The organism is Pseudomonas sp. S2_F07 (assembly GCF_054668325.1).
Map to the genome: position 1 here is coordinate 5,840,696 of NZ_CP162758.1, position 20,235 is coordinate 5,860,930.

At 61.0% G+C, this 20,235-nt stretch carries 13 protein-coding genes; 7 read left to right on the plus strand and 6 right to left on the minus strand.

Translation table 11 applies throughout. The features are described from left to right. Positions 1 to 34: 34 nt before the first annotated feature. Positions 35 to 1,495, minus strand: a complete 1,461-nt coding sequence (gene dacB / locus AB4O40_RS26570; RefSeq protein WP_056721926.1) for a D-alanyl-D-alanine carboxypeptidase/D-alanyl-D-alanine endopeptidase — start codon at positions 1,493 to 1,495, stop codon at positions 35 to 37. A gap of 234 nt (positions 1,496 to 1,729) precedes the next feature. Between dacB and AB4O40_RS26575 the strand changes: the two genes are divergently transcribed. Beyond that, positions 1,730 to 2,074: a YggL family protein gene (locus AB4O40_RS26575; RefSeq protein WP_007971486.1), complete on the plus strand. Its 345-nt coding sequence runs from the start codon at positions 1,730 to 1,732 to the stop codon at positions 2,072 to 2,074. A gap of 60 nt (positions 2,075 to 2,134) precedes the next feature. Here AB4O40_RS26575 and AB4O40_RS26580 read toward each other — a convergent pair whose 3' ends face one another. Further along, a complete protein-coding gene (locus AB4O40_RS26580) occupies positions 2,135 to 3,325 on the minus strand; it encodes a benzoate/H(+) symporter BenE family transporter (RefSeq protein ID WP_056721928.1) in 1,191 nt (396 codons plus the stop codon). 355 nt (positions 3,326 to 3,680) lie between these two features. Between AB4O40_RS26580 and AB4O40_RS26585 the strand changes: the two genes are divergently transcribed. Then, positions 3,681 to 4,445, plus strand: coding sequence for a GntR family transcriptional regulator (locus AB4O40_RS26585; protein ID WP_223542334.1), 765 nt, complete (start codon positions 3,681 to 3,683; stop codon positions 4,443 to 4,445). 144 nt (positions 4,446 to 4,589) lie between these two features. Here the strand turns inward: AB4O40_RS26585 and guaD are convergent, their stop codons facing one another. The 4 genes from guaD to xdhA all read right to left on the minus strand — a co-directional run bounded on the left by guaD (position 4,590) and on the right by xdhA (position 10,741). Further along, positions 4,590 to 5,894 (minus strand): guanine deaminase, encoded by a 1,305-nt coding sequence (gene guaD / locus AB4O40_RS26590; protein WP_223542335.1) that lies wholly within the window; start codon positions 5,892 to 5,894, stop codon positions 4,590 to 4,592. A 7-nt stretch (positions 5,895 to 5,901) separates the two neighbouring features. After that, positions 5,902 to 6,759: a xanthine dehydrogenase accessory protein XdhC gene (gene xdhC, locus AB4O40_RS26595; RefSeq protein ID WP_223542336.1), complete on the minus strand. Its 858-nt coding sequence runs from the start codon at positions 6,757 to 6,759 to the stop codon at positions 5,902 to 5,904. Between the two features lie 135 nt (positions 6,760 to 6,894). Then, entirely contained in the window at positions 6,895 to 9,294 is a 2,400-nt protein-coding gene (gene xdhB / locus AB4O40_RS26600) for a xanthine dehydrogenase molybdopterin binding subunit (protein WP_409078452.1), read from the minus strand. Beyond that, positions 9,287 to 10,741, minus strand: coding sequence for a xanthine dehydrogenase small subunit (gene xdhA / locus AB4O40_RS26605; RefSeq protein ID WP_460057284.1), 1,455 nt, complete (start codon positions 10,739 to 10,741; stop codon positions 9,287 to 9,289). The genes xdhB and xdhA overlap by 8 nt, the downstream gene beginning before the upstream one ends. Before the next feature lie 277 nt (positions 10,742 to 11,018). Here xdhA and AB4O40_RS26610 point away from each other — a divergent pair, with 277 nt between their 5' ends. From AB4O40_RS26610 to AB4O40_RS26630, 5 genes are all read left to right on the plus strand, one after another. Next, positions 11,019 to 11,678, plus strand: a complete 660-nt coding sequence (locus tag AB4O40_RS26610; RefSeq protein WP_056721937.1) for a GntR family transcriptional regulator — start codon at positions 11,019 to 11,021, stop codon at positions 11,676 to 11,678. A gap of 2 nt (positions 11,679 to 11,680) precedes the next feature. Then, positions 11,681 to 15,169, plus strand: a complete 3,489-nt coding sequence (gene smc / locus AB4O40_RS26615) for a chromosome segregation protein SMC (protein ID WP_056721939.1) — start codon at positions 11,681 to 11,683, stop codon at positions 15,167 to 15,169. A 258-nt stretch (positions 15,170 to 15,427) separates the two neighbouring features. Beyond that, a complete protein-coding gene (gene zipA / locus AB4O40_RS26620; RefSeq protein ID WP_056721941.1) occupies positions 15,428 to 16,282 on the plus strand; it encodes a cell division protein ZipA in 855 nt (284 codons plus the stop codon). A 91-nt stretch (positions 16,283 to 16,373) separates the two neighbouring features. Further along, positions 16,374 to 18,731, plus strand: coding sequence for an NAD-dependent DNA ligase LigA (gene ligA, locus AB4O40_RS26625; RefSeq protein ID WP_460057279.1), 2,358 nt, complete (start codon positions 16,374 to 16,376; stop codon positions 18,729 to 18,731). Positions 18,732 to 18,889: 158 nt separating this feature from the next. Further along, the gene (locus AB4O40_RS26630) at positions 18,890 to 20,053 is read left to right on the plus strand and encodes a zinc-binding metallopeptidase family protein (protein ID WP_056721946.1); all 1,164 of its coding nucleotides are present in this window, start codon (positions 18,890 to 18,892) and stop codon (positions 20,051 to 20,053) included. The last annotated feature ends 182 nt before the right edge of the window (positions 20,054 to 20,235 follow it).

Sequence of the window (20,235 nt, forward strand, 5' to 3'; positions counted from 1 at the left end):
GCTGCCGAAGGCTGCGATCTTTTGATTTGCCGGGTTACAACACCGAAGCCGTTTGTGGCACTTTCGGTTGGCGGTACAGGTCCAGCAGCACCTGATCGAGCACCGAAGATGCGCCGAACGGAGCCTTGTCGTTGAGGATCGCCACCACCGCCCAGGTGTTGCCATTGACGTCGCGACTGAAACCGGCAATCGCCCGCACGGTGTTCAGGGTGCCGGTCTTGACGTGGGCTTCACCGCGCATGGCAGTGGTCTTCAGGCGTTTGCGCATGGTGCCGTCGGTGCCGGCAATCGGCATCGAACTGATGTATTCGGCGGAATACGGGCTGTGCCAGGCCGCTTCGAGCATCGAGGCCATTTCCCGGGCGCTGACACGCTCGGCACGGGACAGGCCGGAGCCGTTCTCCATCACCAGGTGCGGCGCGGTGATGCCCTTTTTCGCCAGCCACTGACGCACGACACGCTGGGCGGCCTTGGCGTCGTCACCATCGGCATCGGTACGGAAGCGTTGGCCGAGGCTCAGGAACAACTGCTGGGCCATGGTGTTGTTACTGTACTTGTTGATGTCGCGGATGATTTCCGCCAGGTCCGGCGAGAACGCCCGGGCCAGGACCTTGGCGTCTTTCGGGGTTGGCGCCAGCACATCCCTGCCCTGAATGCTGCCACCCAGCTCTTTCCAGATCGCGCGGACGGCGCCGGCGGTGTAGGTCGCGTGGTCGAGCAGCGACAGGTAAGTCTGCGAGCTGCAGCCTTCACCCAGTTGACCGCCGACCGTCACGGTCACACTGCCGTCGGCCTGTGCCACCGGGTTGTAACGCACGCCACCGGTGCATTGCCTGGAGTTGAGGGCCTTGACCTGGTTGTCGATGCGGATGCTCGCAATCGGCGGTTCCACCGAGACCAGCACCTTGCCCGAGTCATTGCGTGCGACGAAGCGCAGCGCCTTGAGGTTGACCAGCAGCGAGTCGGGTTTGACCAGGAACGGCTTGTTCTCGTCGTTGCCGTCGTCATTGAACTCCGGCAGTTGCGGTTGTACGAAGAAGGTTTTATCCAGCACCAGGTCGCCGGTGACCTGGGTGACGCCGTTGGCACGCAGGTCGCGCATCAGCAGCCAGAGTTTTTCCATGTTCAGCTTCGGATCGCCGCCACCCTTGAGGTAGAGGTTGCCGTTGAGAATGCCGCCGCTCAAGGTGCCGTCGGTGTAGAACTCGGTTTTCCACTGGTGGTTCGGGCCGAGCATTTCCAGCGCCGCGTAGGTGGTGACCAGTTTCATGGTCGACGCCGGGTTGACCGACACGTCGGCGTTGAACACCGTCGGGGTGCCGGGGCCGGTGAGCGGGATCATTACCAGCGACAGGGCGTTGTCCTGCAACTTGCTGGCTTTCAGGGCTTTTTCAACGTTGGGCGACAACGCGGTATTGACGGGAGCGGCGCAAACGGGAAGGGCCAGGGGGAGAAGAAAACCGGCCAACAGCAATGGACGCAAAGATTTGATCATCTGAAATAAAACCCTACAGCCGAGGGGAAAAAAGATGAGGGCATGGAGATAAATTCCCTCAATGGTCATGAAAGTGTCGGCATTATGCCCCAAGGTGTCACAGCTTGTGCCGTGCGCAGGCATTCTGATCGGCTATTTTTTTACCGACGGTAGGCGTGGTGGCCCAGAGAGTCAGGCAATCGGCGGCTTAAACTGCTAAAGTGCCGCCCGTTATTACTTAAGAGGATTGTTCCAATGGCGACTAACCGTTCCCAGCGTCTGCGCAAAAAACTGTGCGTCGATGAATTTCAAGAGCTGGGTTTCGAACTGAACCTGGATTTCAAAGAAGATTTGGCTGATGAAGCCATTGATGCTTTCCTCGACGCGTTCCTCAAAGAAGCCATGGAAGCCAACGGTCTGGGTTATGTTGGCGGCGACGACTACGGTCTGGTTTGCCTGCAGAAGCGTGGCTCGGTCAGCGCTGAACAGCGCGCTGCCGTTGAAGCCTGGCTCAAAGGCCGCACCGAGCTGACCAGCGTTGAAGTCAGCCCGCTGCTGGACGTCTGGTACCCGGAAAAGCCGATCAATCCGGTAGCTTGATGTTCCAGTAAAAACGGCGACCCAAGGGTCGCCGTTTTTTTTGGCCCGGTTTTGTGTATTTCAGGCCTTGCGCCAGTTCAGAATCACCAGCGTCACCACCCCGGCGACAATCCCCCAGAACGCCGAGCCGATGGAAAACAGCGTCAGCCCCGATGCCGTGACCATGAAGGTGATCAGCGCCGCTTCACGTTCCTTCACTTCGCTCATGGCGATGCTCAAGCCGTTGATGATCGAGCCGAACAGCGCCAGCGCCGCAATCGACAACACCAGTTCCTTGGGCAGCGCGGCAAACAACGCCGCGAGCGTCGCACCGAACACGCCGGCGATCCCGTAGAAAATCCCGCACCAGACCGCAGCGGTATAGCGCTTGTTGCGATCCTCATGGGCGTGCGGTCCGGTGCAGATCGCTGCGCTGATCGCCGCGAGGTTGATCCCGTGGGAGCCGAACGGTGCCAGCAGCAAACTGGCGATGCCGGTGGTGGTGATCAGAGGCGAGGCGGGCACCGTGTAACCATCGGCGCGCAATACGGCGATACCGGGCATGTTTTGTGAAGTCATGGCGACGACAAACAACGGGATGCCGATGCTGATGGTTGCCGCCAGGGAGAAGTGCGGCGTGGTCCAGACCGGCGTGGCCACTTCCAGGTGGAAATCGCTGAAGTCCAGCAGCCCCATGAAGCCTGACAATGCCGTGCCGATCAGCAATGCCGCCAGCACCGCATAGCGCGGCGACAGGCGCTTGACCACCAGATAAGTGACGAACATCCCCAGTACCAGGGCAGTGCGGTGTTGTGCCGCGACGAAAATCTCGCTGCCGATCTTGAACAAAATCCCCGCCAGCAGGGCGGCGGCCAGGGAGGCCGGAATCTTTTTCACCAGTCGTTCGAAGCTGCCGGTCATCCCGCAAATCGTCACCAGCACCGCGCAGGTGATGTAGGCGCCGATGGCTTCGCCGTAAGACACGCCGCCGAGACTGGTGATCAGCAGTGCGGCGCCGGGGGTCGACCAGGCAATGGTGATCGGCGTGCGATAGCGCAGTGACAGGCCGATGGAGCACACCGCCATGCCGATCGAGATGGCCCAGATCCACGAAGAAATCTGCCCGCTGCTGAGGCCCGCGGCTTGCCCGGCCTGGAACATCAGCACCAGGGAGCTGGTGTAGCCGGTCATCATGGCGATGAAGCCGGCGACGATGGCCGAGGGCGAGGTGTCGGCCAGCGGGCGGATTTGCGTGTGGGTGGCGTCGTTCATGACGGTGGTGTTCCTTTTACAGATGAAGATGTCCGCAGCAACGCTGAACTCTGTGGGAGCGGGCTTGCTCGCGAAGAGGACGTGTCAGTCAATATTGATTTAGCTGACAGACCGCATTCGCGAGCAAGCCCGCTCCCACAGGAATTACGTTACGAAGGCGGATTCTGCGAACAAGCCTAAACTCAAAAGTAATAAGGCGTTGCGATACAGCCGAGGCAACATTCAGCCGTACAGTCGTGTTGCCACCTTCCATTGTGTACAATCGCAGTGTTTTTTACGCGATACTTGCCAGCGACCCACTGTGCCGTATTACAGTCGCGGTCAATTCGCCGCAGTTCTTCCGACTCGAGTGCCCATGAACGAACAGTTGCAACCCCTAAAGAAACAACCGCGAGCAGGCAAAGCCGGCCGCAGCGGTACCCAGGACGATATTGTCTACGCGCATATCTTCGAGGCCATCCTCGAACAGCGTCTGGCGCCCGGCACCAAGTTGAGCGAAGAAGCGCTGGGGGAAATTTTCGGGGTCAGCCGCACCATCATTCGCCGTGCCTTGTCGCGCCTGGCCCATGAAGGCGTGGTGCTGCTTCGTCCGAATCGTGGCGCCGTGGTCGCCAGCCCGAGCGTCGAAGAAGCCCGCCAGGTGTTCATGGCCCGCCGTCTGGTGGAGCGAGCGATCACTGAGCTGGCCGTTCAGCACGCGACCGCCGAGCAGATTGCCGAATTGCGCCAGATGGTCAACGACGAACGCGACAGCTTCTCCCGTGGCGATCGTGGCGCCGGCATCCGCCTGTCGGGTGAATTCCACCTGAAACTGGCCGAAGCTGCGAAAAACGCGCCGCTGATCAGTTTCCAGCGCAGCCTGGTGTCCCAGACGTCGCTGATCATTGCCCAGTACGAAAGCGGCAACCGTTCCCATTGCTCCTACGACGAGCACACCCAGTTGATCGACGCTATCGAAAAGCGCGACTGTGAACTGGCGGTGAACCTGATGATGCATCATATGGATCACATCGACAGCAAGCTCAACCTCGACGAGGAAAGTGCTTCGGATGATCTGCATGCGGTGTTCTCGCATTTGCTGCAGACCAAGAAGCCGGGGCGATCGACCGCGAAGCTCTGATAGAAAAAGATCGCAGCCTTCGGCAGCTCCTACAAGGGTGTGCGTACACCTGTAGGAGCTGCCGAAGGCTGCGATCTTTTTTCAGGCAATAAAAATCCCCCGGGCTGAAAAGCGCCGGGGGATTTTTTTATGCCCGCAAAAAAACTAGCGCTGATGCACCAGATTTCCCGCCGCATACGTCTGCTGAACAGTCCGGTCATCCCCCAGGGTCATCAACACAAACAACGTTTCGGCGATGTTGTTGGCCTGCTTCAGGCGATAGCTCAGCAGTGGCGTGGCGTGGTAGTCCAGCACCAGGAAGTCGGCGTCGGTGCCCGGTTGCAGGGTACCGATCCTGTCTTCCAGGCGCAGTGCGCGGGCGCCGCCGAGGGTGGCCAGGTACAGCGACTTGAACGGGCTCAGGCGTGCACCTTGCAGTTGCATCACTTTGTAGGCTTCGTTGAGGGTTTGCAGCAGCGAGAAACTGGTGCCGCCGCCCACATCGGTACCGATGCCGACATTGAGCTTGTGCTTCTCGGCCATCGGCAGGTTGAACAGGCCGCTGCCGAGGAAGAAGTTCGAGGTCGGGCAGAACGAGATGGCCGAGCCGGTTTCCGCCAGTCGCGCGCACTCGTCATCGCACAGGTGCACGCCGTGGGCGAACACCGAGCGCTCGCCGAGCAACTGGTAGTGGTCGTAGACGTCCAGGTAGCCCTTGCGCTCCGGGAACAGCTCCTTGACCCACTCGATTTCCTTGAGGTTTTCGCTGATGTGGGTCTGCATGTACAGATCCGGGTATTCGGTCAGCAACTGGCCAGCGAGTGTTAGCTGTTCCGGGGTGCTGGTTGGCGCGAAGCGTGGGGTGACCGCGTAGTGCAAGCGGCCCTTGCCGTGCCAGCGCTCGATCAATGCCTTGCTTTCGACGTAGCTGGATTCGGCGGTGTCGGTCAGGTAGTCCGGGGCGTTGCGGTCCATCATCACCTTGCCGGCGATCATCCGCAGGTCGAGCTGTTCGGCGGCTTCGAAGAACGAGTTCACCGATTGCGGGTGCACGCTGCCGAATACCAGCGCAGTGGTGGTGCCGTTGCGCAGCAGTTCCTTGATGAAAATGTCCGCGACCTGATCGGCGTGGGCCTTGTCGGCGAACTGGCTTTCGCACGGGAAGGTGTAGGTGTTGAGCCAGTCCAGCAACTGCTCGCCATAGGCGCCGACCATGCCGGTTTGCGGCAGGTGGATGTGGGTGTCGATGAAGCCGGGGGTGATCAATGCATCCTGGTAGTGAGTGATTTCGACGTCAGCCGGCAGGGTCGGCAGCAGTTCGCTGGCGTGGCCCAGGGCGCTGATCTGGCCGTTATCCACAACCAGTAAGCCGTCTTCGAAATACTCGTAGGAGGCTTCGATGCCCACGACGGCTGGGTCGGCGATGCTGTGCAGGATGGCGGCGCGGTAAGCTTTGCGAGTCAAAGGCATGAGATTCTCAATTCGAGGCTTTCAAGTTTGCGGTTTGGCTGCGGCGTGACGCGGGCAGCAGTTTGGCAATCGGTTCGGCGCTGGACGTCTGCTGGCCGAAGTTCGCGTTATAGGTGGCGATGATTTCGCCGGCGATGGAGATGGCGATTTCCACAGGCAACTTGCCTTTGACTTCGCCGATGCCCATCGGGCAGCGCATGCGTTGCACGACGCTGTTGTCGAAACCGCGGTCGCGCAGGCGATGTTCGAACTTCACCCGTTTGGTCTTCGAACCGATCAGGCCGAAGTAGGCGAAGTCGTTGCGCTTGAGGATCGCAGCGGTCAGTTCGAGGTCGAGTTGATGGTTGTGGGTCATCACGATGCAGTAGCTGCCGGCCGGCAGGTCATCGATTTCATCCACCGGTTCTTCGCTGACGATCTTGCGCACGCCATGGGGGATCTGCTCGGGGAACTCATCTTCCCGCGAATCGATCCAGCGAACCCGGCAGGGCAGGCTGGCCAACAGTGGCACCAGGGCGCGGCCAACGTGGCCGGCACCGAACACGGCGATCTGCGCTTGAACCTGGCCCATCGGTTCGAACAGCAAAACGGTTGCACCACCGCAGCATTGGCCAAGGCTGGCACCGAGGCTGAAGCGCTCCAGATGGGTGTCCTGTTTGCCGCTGGCGAGCATCTCGCGGGCGATCTTCATGGCCTTGTATTCCAGGTGCCCGCCACCGATGGTGTCGAAGCTCTGGTTCGCACTGATGACCATCTTCGAGCCAGCGTTGCGCGGCGTCGAGCCGAGCTCTTCGATGATGGTCACCAGCACGCAGGGCTCACCCCGGTTTTGCAGGTCGGCGAGGGCGTCGATCCAGTTGTACATGTTCACCTCGACATCTGTGTGTCTGTTAGTCCGCCATCGCGAGCAAGCTCGCTCCCACATTGGATTTGTACAGGTCCATCAGTCAGCACATAACCCTGTGGGAGCGAGCTTGCTCGCGATAGCCGCACCTCGGTCTTAGAGCGAAGCCAACTCGGTCTCAGCCTCGACAGCCTTCGCCGCCTTCAACTGGCGCATCTGCTCACAGCCCCACAACACTCGCTCCGGGGTTGCCGGGGCGTCGATTTTCGGTTGATGTCTGTAATCGCCCAGGCTCGCCACGGCGTCCTTGATCGCACACCACGAGGCGATACCGAGCATGAACGGCGGCTCGCCCACGGCCTTGGAGTGGAACACCGTGTCTTCCGGGTTCTTGCGGTTCTCTACCAGCTTGACCCGCAGGTCCAGCGGCATGTCCGCCACGGCCGGGATCTTGTAGCTGGCCGGGCCGTTGGTCATCAGCTTGCCCTTGTTGTTCCACACCAGCTCTTCCATGGTCAGCCAGCCCATGCCCTGGATGAAACCGCCCTCGACCTGGCCGATGTCGATGGCCGGGTTCAGCGAGGCGCCGACGTCGTGGAGGATGTCGGTGCGCAGCATCTTGTATTCGCCGGTCAGGGTGTCGACCAGCACTTCGCAGCACGCGGCGCCGAAGGCGTAGTAGTAGAACGGCCGACCACGGGCCTGGCTGCGGTCGTAGTAGATTTTCGGGGTCTTGTAGAAGCCGGTGCTCGACAGCGACACCTGGGCAAAGTACGCCTGCTGGATCAGTGCTTCGAAGGTCAGGATGTGATCGCGGACCCGTACGTGGCCGTTGTGGAATTCCACGTCTTCTTCGCTGACCTTGTACTGGCGCGCCGCGAATTCCACCAGCCGTTGCTTGATAGTTTCGGCAGCGTTTTGCGCGGCCTTGCCGTTCAGGTCGGCACCGCTGGAAGCAGCGGTTGGCGAAGTGTTCGGCACTTTGTCAGTGTTGGTCGCGGTGATCTGCACGCGGTCCATTTCCACCTGGAACACTTCGGCCACGACCTGCGCGACCTTGGTGTTCAGGCCCTGGCCCATTTCGGTGCCGCCGTGGTTGAGGTGGATGCTGCCGTCGGTGTAGACGTGCACCAGGGCACCGGCCTGGTTGAGGAAGCTGGCGGTGAAGGAAATACCGAATTTCACCGGGGTCAGCGCCAGGCCTTTTTTCAGGATCGGGCTGTTGGCGTTGTAGCGACGAATCGCTTCGCGACGCTCGGCGTACTGGCTGCTTTCTTCGAGTTCGGCGGTCATCTCTTCGAGCATGTTGTGCTCGACGGTCTGGTAGTAGTGGGTGACGTTGCGCTCGGTCTTGCCATAGTAGTTGGCCTTGCGCACGGCCAAAGGATCCAGGGCCAGATGGCGAGAAATGGCGTCCATCACTTCTTCGATGGCGACCATGCCTTGCGGGCCGCCGAAACCACGGTAGGCAGTATTCGACGCGGTGTTGGTCTTGCAGCGGTGACCGTTGATGGTCGCATCGCCCAGGTAGTACGAGTTGTCCGAGTGGAACATCGCCCGGTCGACGATCGACGCCGACAGGTCAGGCGAGCAACCGCAGTTGCCGGCCAGTTCCAGGTTGATGCCGTGCAGGCGGCCGGTGCTGTCGAAGCCGACGTCGTACTCGACATAGAACGGGTGACGCTTGCCGGTCATCAGCATGTCTTCGACCCGTGGCAGTCGCATCTTGGTCGGCTGGCCGGTGAGGTGCGCGATCACCGCGCACAGGCACGCCGGGCTGGCCGCCTGGGTTTCCTTGCCGCCGAAACCGCCGCCCATGCGACGCATGTCGACGACGATCTTGTTCATCGACACGTCCAGCACTTCGGCCACCAGCTTCTGCACTTCGGTGGGGTTTTGCGTGGAGCAGTAGACGATCATGCCGCCGTCTTCGGTCGGCATCACCGAAGAGATCTGGGTTTCCAGGTAGAAGTGCTCCTGGCCGCCGATGTGCAGCGTGCCCTGGATGCGATGTTCGGCAGTGGCCAGCGCCGTGGCCGAATCGCCGCGTTGATGGGTGTGGCTGTCGAGGACGAAGTGGCGCTTGCGCAGGGCTTCGACCACGTCCAGCACAGGTTCCAGGTCTTCGTATTCGATGATCGCGGCCATGGCCGCCTTGCGCGCGGTTTCCAGATCTTTCGCCGCCACGGCGATCACCGGTTGACCAACGAACTGCACAGTGTCGATGGCCAGCAGCGGATCGCCCGGTAACAACGGGCCGATGTCTTTCAGGCCCGGTACGTCTTCGTGGGTGATGGCGATGCGCACGCCTTCGAAGGCGTAGCAGGGCGAGGTGTCGATGCTGATGATCCGGGCGTGGGCGCGGTCCGACATGCGCGCATAGACGTGCAACTGGTTCGCAAACTCCAGGCGGTCGTCGATGTATTGCGCCTCACCGGCCACATGCTTGGCGGCGCTGTCGTGCTTGACGCTGCGGCCGACACCGGTGGTCAGGTCCTTGGCGAACAGTTCAGCCAATTCGGCTTGGGTCTTCTCTACGGCGTGATGATTAGACATAAGCGGTCACCCGGGTCTCGATGTGCGGTGTTTGCAGTTCGATGAAGTATTTGCGCAGCAGGTTCTGCGCGCTGAGCAGGCGATATTCCTTGCTGGCGCGGAAGTCCGAGAGCGGCGTGAAGTCTTCGGCCAGGGCAGCGCAGGCGCGTTCGACAGTGGCGTTATTGAATGGCGAGCCGAGCAACGCGGCTTCGCAGGCAGCGGCGCGTTTCGGGATGGCCGCCATGCCGCCGAAGGCGACGCGGGCTTCAGCGACGATGCCGTTTTCCAGGCGAATGTTGAAGGCGGCGCAGACTGCCGAGATATCGTCGTCCAGGCGCTTGGAAACCTTGTAGGCGCGGAACAGTTTATCGACGCTGGCGCGGGGCACGATGATCTTCTCGATGAACTCGCTTTCCTGGCGCGCCGTGACGCGGTAATCGATGAAGTAATCTTCCAGCGCCAGGGTGCGGCGGGTCTCGCCTTTGCACAGCACGATCTGCGCACCGAGGGCGATCAGCAGGGGCGGCGAGTCACCAATCGGCGAGGCGTTGCCGATGTTGCCGCCCAGGGTGCCCTGGTTGCGGATCTGCAAGGACGCGAAGCGGTGCAGCAATTCACCGAAGTCCGGGTACTCGGCATTCAAGGCCTCGTAGCAATCGGACAGGGACGTGGCGGCGCCGATTTCCAGGCGATCGTCAAAACGGTCGATGCGCTTCATCTCGGCGACGTTGCCGACATAGATCATCACCGGCAGGGTGCGGTGGAACTGCGTGACTTCCAGCGCCAGGTCAGTGCCGCCGGCCAGCAGGCGGGCCTGTGGATAAGCGTCGTAGAGATCGGCCAGGTCGGTCACGGTCAGCGGCACCAGGCAGCGTTTGTCGCCGCTGTTGAGTTCGCCGATATCGGTCGGGGCAATGGTTTTGAGGCGTGCGATGGTGTCGGCCTCGCGGGCGTCGAACTGGTCCGGTTGCTTGGCGCAGCAGGACTGCTCGGCGGCTTCCAGGATCGGCCGGTAGCCGGTGCAACGGCAGAGGTTGCCGGCCAGTGCTTCGTGGGCCTTGGCATGATCCGGTGCATCGCTGTTCTTTTGCAGGGCAAACAGCGACATCACGAAGCCGGGGGTGCAGAAGCCGCATTGCGAGCCGTGGCACTCGACCATGGCTTTCTGCACGCTGTGCAATTCACCCTTGTGCTTGAGGTCTTCGACGCTGATCAGTTGTTTGCCGTGCAGGGACGACACGAAGGTCAGGCACGAGTTGAGGCTGCGATAGCGAATGTGTTCGCGGCCGTCATCATCGGTCTGCAATTCGCCGACCACCACGGTGCAGGCGCCGCAGTCACCGCTGGCGCAGCCTTCTTTGGTGCCGGGCTTGCCGACATGGTCGCGCAGATAATTGAGCACGGTCAGGTTCGGGTCCAGGGCGTGCTCGCTACGGAGTTCCTGGTTTAGTAAAAACTGGATCACGGAAGGCCTCGCAGACTCATTATTGTTGTTAACCGATAGGAACTGAATTTAGCAGGTCTGACTTTTCGGTCAATGGTTTTCTGACTTAAAGGTCAGGAAATTACAATTTGTCGATCAACCACCTGTTCCTTAATTATTGTCGCTGGTTCGATAGCCTGCCTTTTTGCTTGAATTTGCTTGAATCGTGCCAAAAACCTCCGGGCAGGCACTCCGCCCTGACGCAGCAATTGCGCTACACTGCGCCGCTTGTACAGATCAAAGAGTTTGAAGGACAACCATGACGTTCAAGGCGCCGGACAGCCTCGCCGAGCAAATCGCTCACCACCTCGCCGAACGCATCATTCGCGGCGAAATGAAGCCCGGGGAGCGCATCCAGGAACAGAAGGTCACGCTGGCCCTCAATGTCAGTCGTGGTTCGGTCCGCGAGGCCTTGCTGATCCTCGAGCGTCGCCATTTGATCGCGATCCTGCCGCGACGCGGTGCCCACGTTACCGAGCTCACGCCACACAAGGTGCAGAGCCTGTGCACGCTGATGAGCGAGCTCTATATCCTGCTCGGCAACTCAGTGGCCAGCGGCTGGAAAACCCAGGCCGACATGGCGCCTTTCGTACAGATCCAGCAACGCCTGACGGCCAGCTACGAGCGTCAGGACATCCGCACGTTCGTCGACGACAGCTTCAATGTGATGCGCGCCGCGTACCCGTTCGCCAACAACCCGTACTTGCAGGAGACCGTCGAGAATCTGCAGCCGGCCATGAGCCGTGCGTATTTCCTCGCGCTGGACCTGCGCAAAGCGTCGATGAGCGAATTCCTCGAGCTGTTCGAACGCTTGCTCGCTGCTGTGCTGGCCCGTGACTTTGTGCAGATTCGTGAAGTGCTGACGGCTTACGCCCAGCGCAGTTGCGATCTGGTGATCTCAGCACTGACGGACGCCTGAGGGTGCGGCTCAAGTGCATCAAGCTGGCGGGGTTCAAGTCCTTCGTCGACCCGACCACGGTGAACTTCCCCAGTAACATGGCGGCGGTGGTCGGGCCCAATGGCTGCGGCAAGTCGAACATCATCGACGCCGTACGCTGGGTGATGGGCGAGAGTTCGGCGAAGAACCTGCGCGGCGAGTCGATGACCGACGTCATCTTCAACGGCTCCACCAGCCGCAAGCCGGTGAGCCAGGCGAGCATCGAACTGGTGTTCGACAACTCCGACGGCACCTTGCTCGGGGAGTACGCCGCCTACGCGGAAATCTCCATTCGCCGCAAAGTGACCCGCGACAGCCAGACCACTTATTACCTCAACGGCACCAAATGCCGGCGCCGCGACATCACCGACATCTTCCTCGGCACCGGGCTTGGCCCGCGCAGCTACTCGATCATCGAGCAGGGGATGATCTCCAAGCTGATCGAGTCCAAGCCCGAAGACCTGCGCAACTTCATCGAAGAAGCCGCGGGCATCTCCAAGTACAAGGAACGCCGGCGCGAGACGGAAAACCGCATCCGCCGCACCCACGAAAACCTCGAGCGCCTGACCGACCTGCGCGAAGAGCTTGAGCGGCAGCTCGAACGCTTGCACCGCCAGGCCGAGGCCGCCAAGAAGTATCAGGAATTCAAGGGTGAGGAGCGTCAGCTCAAGGCCCAGCTGTCGGCCCTGCGCTGGCAGGCGCTGAATGATCAGGTCGGCCAGCGTGAAGCGATCATCGGCAACCAGGAAGTTTCTTTCGAAGCCCTTGTGGCCGAACAGCGCAATGCCGATGCGAGCATCGAGCGCCTGCGTGACGGGCACCACGACCTCTCGGAGCGCTTCAACCTGGTGCAGGGGCGCTTTTACTCGGTCGGCGGCGACATCGCCCGGGTCGAGCAGAGCATCCAGCACGGTCAGCAGCGTTTGCGCCAGTTGCAGGATGACCTGAAAGAGGCCGAGCGCGCGCGCCTGGAAACCGAATCGCACCTGGGTCACGACCGCACGTTGCTGCTGACCCTCGGCGAAGAGCTGGACATGCTCACCCCGGAGCAGGAAGTCACCAGCGCCGCCGCCGAAGAGGCCGCCGCCGCGCTGGAAGAGTCCGAAACCACCATGCACGGCTGGCAGGAGCAGTGGGATACGTTCAACCTCACCGCCGCCGAGCCGCGCCGTCAGGCCGAAGTGCAGCAGTCGCGGATCCAGCAGCTGGAAACCAGCCTCGAGCGCCTGGCCGACCGCCAGAAGCGTTTAGGCGAAGAGCGCGCCTTGCTCTCGGCGGACCCGGAAGACGCGGCGATCATGGCGCTCAGCGAGCAGCTTGCCGAATCCGAAGCGACCCTTGAGGATTTGCAGACCAGCGAAGAAGCCCAGGTCGAAAAGCTCGAGCAGTTACGTCAGGAGTTGCAGCAGGCGCTGACCGCGCAGCAGCAGGCACAAGGTGATTTGCAGCGCCTCAACGGTCGGCTGGCCTCCCTCGAAGCCTTGCAGCAAGCCGCGCTCGATCCGGGCACCGGCACTGCCGAATGGCTGCGCGAGCAGAATCTTGCGAATCGCCCACGCCTGGCCGAAGGCCTGAAGGTTGAGGCCGGTTGGGAGCTGGCGGTGGAAACCGTGCTCGGCGCCGACCTGCAAGCGGTGCTGGTGGATGATTTCAACGATTTCGATCTGTCGGGCTTTGCCCAGGGCGATCTGCGTTTGCTCAGCCCGGCCAGCGATGGCGTCCGGATGCCGGGCAGCTTGCTGGACAAAGTCGAGGCGCAACTCGATCTGTCGCCATGGCTGGGGCAGGTCAAGCCGGTCGACAGTCTGGAACAGGCCTTGGCCTTGCGGGGGCAATTGGCTGCCGGGCAGAGCCTGATCAGTCGTGACGGTTACTGGGTCGGACGGCATTTTCTGCGGGTGCGTCGGGCCAGTGAGGCGGAAAGCGGCGTGCTCGCCCGGGGGCAGGAAATCCAGCAACTGGGCCTTGAGCGTGAAGAGCGCGAAGCCGCTGTCGAAACCCTGGAAACCCGACTGCAGAATCTCAGGGCGCAGCAGCGTCAGCAGGAAAACGGTCGCGAACATTTGCGCCGTTTGCTGCAGGACGAAGCGCGTCAGCAAGGTGAATTGAAGGCGCAATTGTCCGCCGGCAAAGCCAAGGCCGAACAATTGACCCTGCGCCGTACCCGTCTCGACGAAGAGCTTGTCGAACTCGATGAGCAGCGCGCGCTGGAACACGAAAACATCGGTGAGGCGCGCCTGCAATTGCAGGAAGCCCTCGACAGCATGGCGCAGGACACCGAGCAGCGTGAGTTGCTGCTGGCCCAGCGCGACAGCCTGCGCGAGCGCCTGGATCGTGTGCGTCAGGAAGCGCGGCAGCACAAGGATCACGCCCACCAGCTGGCGGTGCGCCTGGGTTCGCTCAAGGCGCAGCATGATTCGACACGCCAGGCGCTGGAACGTCTGGAGATGCAGTCCGAACGCCTGACTGAAAAGCGCGAGCAACTGAGCCTCAATCTGGAGGAGGGCGAAGCACCGCTGGAAGAGCTGCGCCTGAAGCTCGAGGAGTTGCTCGACAAGCGCATGACCGTCGACGAAGAACTCAAGACCGCGCAGATCGCCCTTGAAGACGCCGACCGCGAATTGCGCGACGCCGAGAAGCGCCGTAGCCAGGCTGAACAGCAATCGCAGTTGATTCGCAGCCAGCTCGAAACCCAGCGCATGGAATGGCAAGCCCTGACCGTGCGCCGCAAGACCTTGCAGGACCAATTGCTGGAAGACGGCTACGATCTCCACGGCGTACTCGCGACCTTGACGGCCGAGGCCAGCGAGAAGGATGCCGAGGAAGAGCTCGAGCGCATCGCCGCCAGGATCCAGCGTCTGGGCGCGATCAACCTGGCGGCCATCGATGAGTACCAGCAACAGTCGGAGCGTAAACGTTATCTGGATGCCCAGAACGACGATCTGGTGGAAGCCCTTGAAACCCTTGAGAACGTGATTCGCAAGATCGACAAGGAAACCCGCAACCGTTTCAAGGATACCTTTGATCAGATCAATGGCGGTTTACAGGCGCTTTTCCCAAAAGTTTTCGGTGGCGGCCGCGCATATTTGGAACTGACGGGCGAAGATTTACTCGATACAGGGGTAACAATCATGGCGCAGCCGCCCGGAAAGAAGAACAGCACCATCCATTTGCTCTCCGGCGGCGAAAAAGCCCTGACCGCATTGGCCCTGGTTTTTGCGATCTTCAAATTGAACCCGGCGCCGTTCTGCATGCTCGATGAGGTTGACGCGCCACTGGATGACGCTAACGTTGGACGCTACGCGCGATTGGTAAAAGAGATGTCACAGACAGTGCAGTTCATCTATATCACCCACAACAAGATCGCCATGGAAATGGCCGAGCAACTGATGGGGGTGACGATGCACGAACCCGGTTGTTCACGCCTGGTGGCGGTGGATGTCGAGGAGGCGATGGCGATGGTGGACGCCTGAGTCGTAGTTGTAGGAAAGAGGCTTTACGGTGTGTAGGACTCTTTTCCTGGCTTCGACTTGCTGGCCAATCGACATATTCGCGTCAGCCAAGGCGGTAGACGGTGTAAAGTTGCCTTTGGTCGTGCTAGTTTAATGTCAATTTTTCGTATACGTGGGCAAAACGCCTGTCAGAACATAGAGTTGGCGCCACGTTTTAAAGCGGTTTGCAGGTTGTAAACCCCTTATTTTTCAGCATTTTTTATAGAGGCACGGGATTACATGGAAATCGGTCTGCGCGAGTGGCTGATCGTCATCGGCATTATTGTCATTGCCGGTATTCTTTTCGATGGCTGGCGCCGTATGCGCGGCGGCAAGGGAAAACTGAAGTTCCGTCTTGATCGAAATCTGTCCAATCTGCCGGACGAGGACAGCAGCGCCGAGTTGCTGGGCCCGCCGCGCGTGCTGGATGCACATAAAGAGCCGCAACTGGATGAGCAGGACCTGCCTTCGGTGAGCATGCCGGCCCGCGAGCCTCGCGAGTCGGGCTCCAAGCGCGGCAAGCGTGGCCACAGCGAGCCTTCCCAGGGCGACATGAACCTCAGCCTGGATCTGGACGGTGGCCCGAGCTTCAGCAGCCGCGACGACGATTTCCCGGACGACACCAAGTCCGCGCCAGCGGTCAACGACAAGGATCAGCCGCAAGCCGAAGAAGTGCTGGTGATCAGCGTGATCTGCCGCGACGCTGCCGGCTTCAAGGGCCCGGCGCTGTTGCAGAACATTCTGGAGAGCGGGTTGCGTTTCGGCGAGATGGACATTTTCCATCGTCACGAAAGCATGGCCGGCAACGGCGAAGTGCTGTTCTCCATGGCCAACGCCGTCAAGCCTGGCGTTTTCGACCTGGACGACATCGACCACTTCAGCACCCCGGCGGTGAGCTTCTTCCTGGGTCTGCCAGGTCCTCGCCATCCGAAGCAAGCCTTCGACGTGATGGTGGCTGCGGCACGTAAATTGTCCCAGGAGCTCAACGGCGAACTGAAGGACGACCAGCGCAGCGTACTGACCGCCCAGACGATCGAGCACTATCGTCAACGCATCGTGGAATTCGAACGCCGCGCCCTGACCCAGAAACGTTGACTGAAATGGTTATTCCCGCGCGGTGCGCGGAATAATCGGCAAAACAGATTGAGCAGCCTCGGCTGCTCTTTTGCTTTATGAGAGAACACCCATGACCGCCGCCAAGAACCGTATTTTAGAGCTGCGCGCAGAGCTGGATCAGCACAACTATCGTTACCACGTGCTCGACGAGCCGAGCATTCCGGACGCCGAATACGACCGCTTGTTCAACGAGCTCAAGGCTCTGGAAGCGGCCAATCCCGAACTGATCACCAGCGACTCGCCAACCCAGCGAGTGGGCAGCGAGGCGCTGTCGGCGTTTACCCAGGTGCGTCACGAAGTGCCGATGCTCAGCCTCGGCAACGCCTTCGAAGAAACCGACATGCGTGAGTTCGACCGCCGGGTGAGCGAAGGCCTGGATCTGCCGGCCGGCGATCTGTTCGGTGGCGGCGCAACCGTCGAGTACAGCTGCGAGCCCAAGCTCGATGGCCTGGCCGTCAGCCTGCTGTATCAGGATGGTATCCTGGTGCGCGGCGCCACCCGTGGCGACGGCACCACCGGCGAAGACATCAGCGTCAACGTGCGCACCGTACGCAACATCCCGCTCAAGCTGCACGGTACTGGCTGGCCGGCGACCCTGGAAGTGCGCGGCGAAGTGTTTATGTCCAAGGCCGGTTTCGAGCGGCTCAACGCCACGCAACTGGAAGTCGGCGGCAAGACCTTCGCCAACCCGCGTAACGCGGCGGCAGGCAGTTTGCGCCAGCTGGATTCGAAGATCACCGCCAATCGCCCGCTGGAGTTCTGCTGCTACGGCATTGGCCAGGTGTCGGCGGACATTGCCGATACGCACATCGGCAATTTGCAGCAGCTCCAGGCCTGGGGCATGCCGATCAGTCATGAGTTGAAGCTGGCGCACGGTATCGCCGAGTGCCTGGATTACTACCGCGACATCGGTGAGCGTCGCAGCGCGCTGCCGTATGAAATCGACGGCGTGGTGTTCAAGGTCAACAGCATTGCCTCCCAGCGCGAACTGGGCTTTCGCGCCCGTGAGCCGCGCTGGGCCATCGCCCATAAATTCCCGGCGATGGAAGAACTCACCGAACTGCTCGATGTGGAATTCCAGGTCGGCCGCACTGGGGCGGTGACGCCGGTGGCGCGTCTGAAACCGGTCAAGGTCGCCGGTGTCACGGTGGCCAACGCCACACTGCATAACATGGACGAAGTCGCGCGCCTGGGCCTGATGATCGGCGACACGGTGATCATCCGCCGCGCCGGTGACGTGATTCCGCAGGTGGTGCAAGTGGTCATGGAGCGCCGTCCGGAAAACGCCCGGCCGGTGCAGATTCCGGAACAGTGCCCGGTGTGCGGTTCCCATGTCGAGCGCACGCAACTGATCAAACGCAGCAAGGGTCGCGAGACGGTCAGCGAAGGTGCGGTATATCGCTGCGTCGGTCGTCTGGCCTGCGGTGCGCAGCTCAAGCAGGCGATCATCCATTTCGTTTCCCGTCGCGCCATGGACATCGAAGGCCTGGGTGAGAAGAGCGTCGAGCAACTGGTCGACGAAGGCCTGGTCAGCTCGCCGGCCGATCTGTACGCCCTGACCTTTGAGCAGATCGTCGATCTGGAAGGCTTTGCCGAACTGTCGAGCAAGAACCTGCTCGGCGCCATCGAAGACAGCAAGAAGCCGGGCCTGGCGCGGTTCATTTACGCCCTCGGGATTCCCGATGTCGGCGAAGAGACGGCCAAGGTCCTGGCGCGCTCCCTGGGTTCGCTGGAGCGGGTGCAGCAGGCCTTGCCGCAGGTACTGACGTACTTGCCGGATGTTGGCCTGGAAGTCGCGCACGAGATCCACAGCTTCTTCGAGGACGCGCATAACCGGCAGGTGATCGCTGATTTGCTCAAGCATGGCCTGCAGATTCAGGATCAGGGCGAGTTGGGTGCCGAGTTTTCGGCGAGCACCACCCTGGGCGGTTTCCTCGACAAGCTGCATATCCCCCTGGTCGGGCCGGGCGGGGCGCAGAAACTGGCGGACAAGTTCGGTTCGTTGCAGGCGGTGATTGGCGCGGATTGGCTGGATATGCGCCAGGCGCTGCCGGAGAAACAGGCCAATTCGGTGCGCGAGTTTTTTGCGGTCGAGGACAATCGCCAGCTGGCCGAAGCGGCGGAGAAGCAACTTGCCGATTTCGGCATGCATTGGCAGAGCGAGAAGAAAGTCGTCGAAGGTTTGCCGCTGGCCGGGCAGACCTGGGTGCTGACCGGCTCGCTGGAGCTGATGAGCCGCGATATCGCCAAGGACAAACTCGAAAGCCTCGGCGCCAAGGTCGCCGGCTCGGTGTCGGCCAAAACCCATTGCGTGGTGGCAGGGCCGGGTGCCGGTTCGAAGTTGACCAAGGCCAATGAGCTGGGGCTGAAGGTGCTGGATGAAGAGGCGTTTGTGGTGTTCTTGAAAGGTCACGGTATTCAGGTTTGACGCCCAGGATCGCAGCCTGCGGCAGCTCCTACAGGAGAACGCATTTCTCTGTAGGAGCTGCCGCAGGCTGCGATCTATTGATTTTTCCCACAATAAGCATGGGAACGATCATCTCTCGGGAATGATCTAGTCTCTGCAAGCCTCAGGGGGAGATCGCCATGTACCCGTTCTTCGAGCAGCTCAGCTCGCGCATCGCCGCGCCGTTCACGGTCGAAAATTCGCGCAACAGCAAGGTCTGGTCCTGTCGTTGCGGGCAGTCGCTGTTCTTTCGCAACAGCCAGTGCCTGGCCTGTTCGGCGGCATTGGGTTATCAGCCGGAGCGCAGTCGCCTGTCTGCGCTGCAACCGGGTGTGCAGGCGGACACCTGGCTGCTGGATGCCGATCCCGGGGCTGGCCTGTTTCGCCGCTGTGCCAACCTCGACTCCCCGGCGGCCTGTAATTGGTTGCTGCCGGCCAATGACCATGACGTCTTGTGCATTGCCTGCAGCCTCAATCGCACCATTCCTGATCTGTCGATAACCGACAACCACGAGCGCTGGCGCAAGGTGGAAACCGCCAAGCGACGTCTGGTCGCGCAACTGCTCAGCCTGGGGTTGCAGGTGACTCCCAAAACCGTCGATGAAGACACGGGCCTTGCCTTCGACTTCATCGGCGTGGACCTCGAAGGCAAACCGCCTACCACCGGACACGCCAATGGCCTGGTCACCCTGGATATCAAGGAAGCCGACGATGCCCACCGCGAACAGGTGCGAGTGCAAATGCACGAACCCTATCGCACGCTGCTCGGGCATTTTCGTCACGAAGTCGGGCACTACTACTGGGATCGATTGATCGCCAATGGCCAATGGCTTGAGCCTTTTCGCGGAGTGTTCGGCGATGAGCGCGCCAGCTATGCCGAAGCCCTCGAACGGCATTATCGGCAGGGCGCACCGCTCGACTGGCAGCAGCACTACGTCAGCGCCTACGCCACCATGCACCCGTGGGAAGACTGGGCCGAAACCTGGGCGCATTACCTGCACATGATGGACGCAGTGGATACCGCGCTGGGGTTTGGCATGAGCGCCCGGGAAATGGACTTCGACTATCAGCCGTTTCCGCTGGATACCCTCTACGATCCGCGGCATCCCGACGGCGCGGCGTTCCTGTCGTTCGTCAATGCCTGGATAGAACTGGCGGGCATGCTCAACGAATTGTCACGCAGCATGGGGCAGCCGGATTTCTATCCGTTCGTCCTGCCGCCAGCGGTCATTGCCAAGCTGCACTTTATTCACCTGGTGATTCAGCAGGAGGGCGGCAGGGCGGACGAGGTGTTGGCGCAATAGGATCAAAAGATCGCAGCCTGCGGCAGCTCCTACAGGTGTACGCCGATCCATGTAGGAGCTGCCGCAGGCTGCGATCTTTTAAGGCCAGCGCATGTCCTTGAAGCAGCTCATATTTTTTAATATCCCCGAACGGTTGTAACTTCGTCTCAGATAGGTACAATGGCGCGGCTCGCCGACAGGTG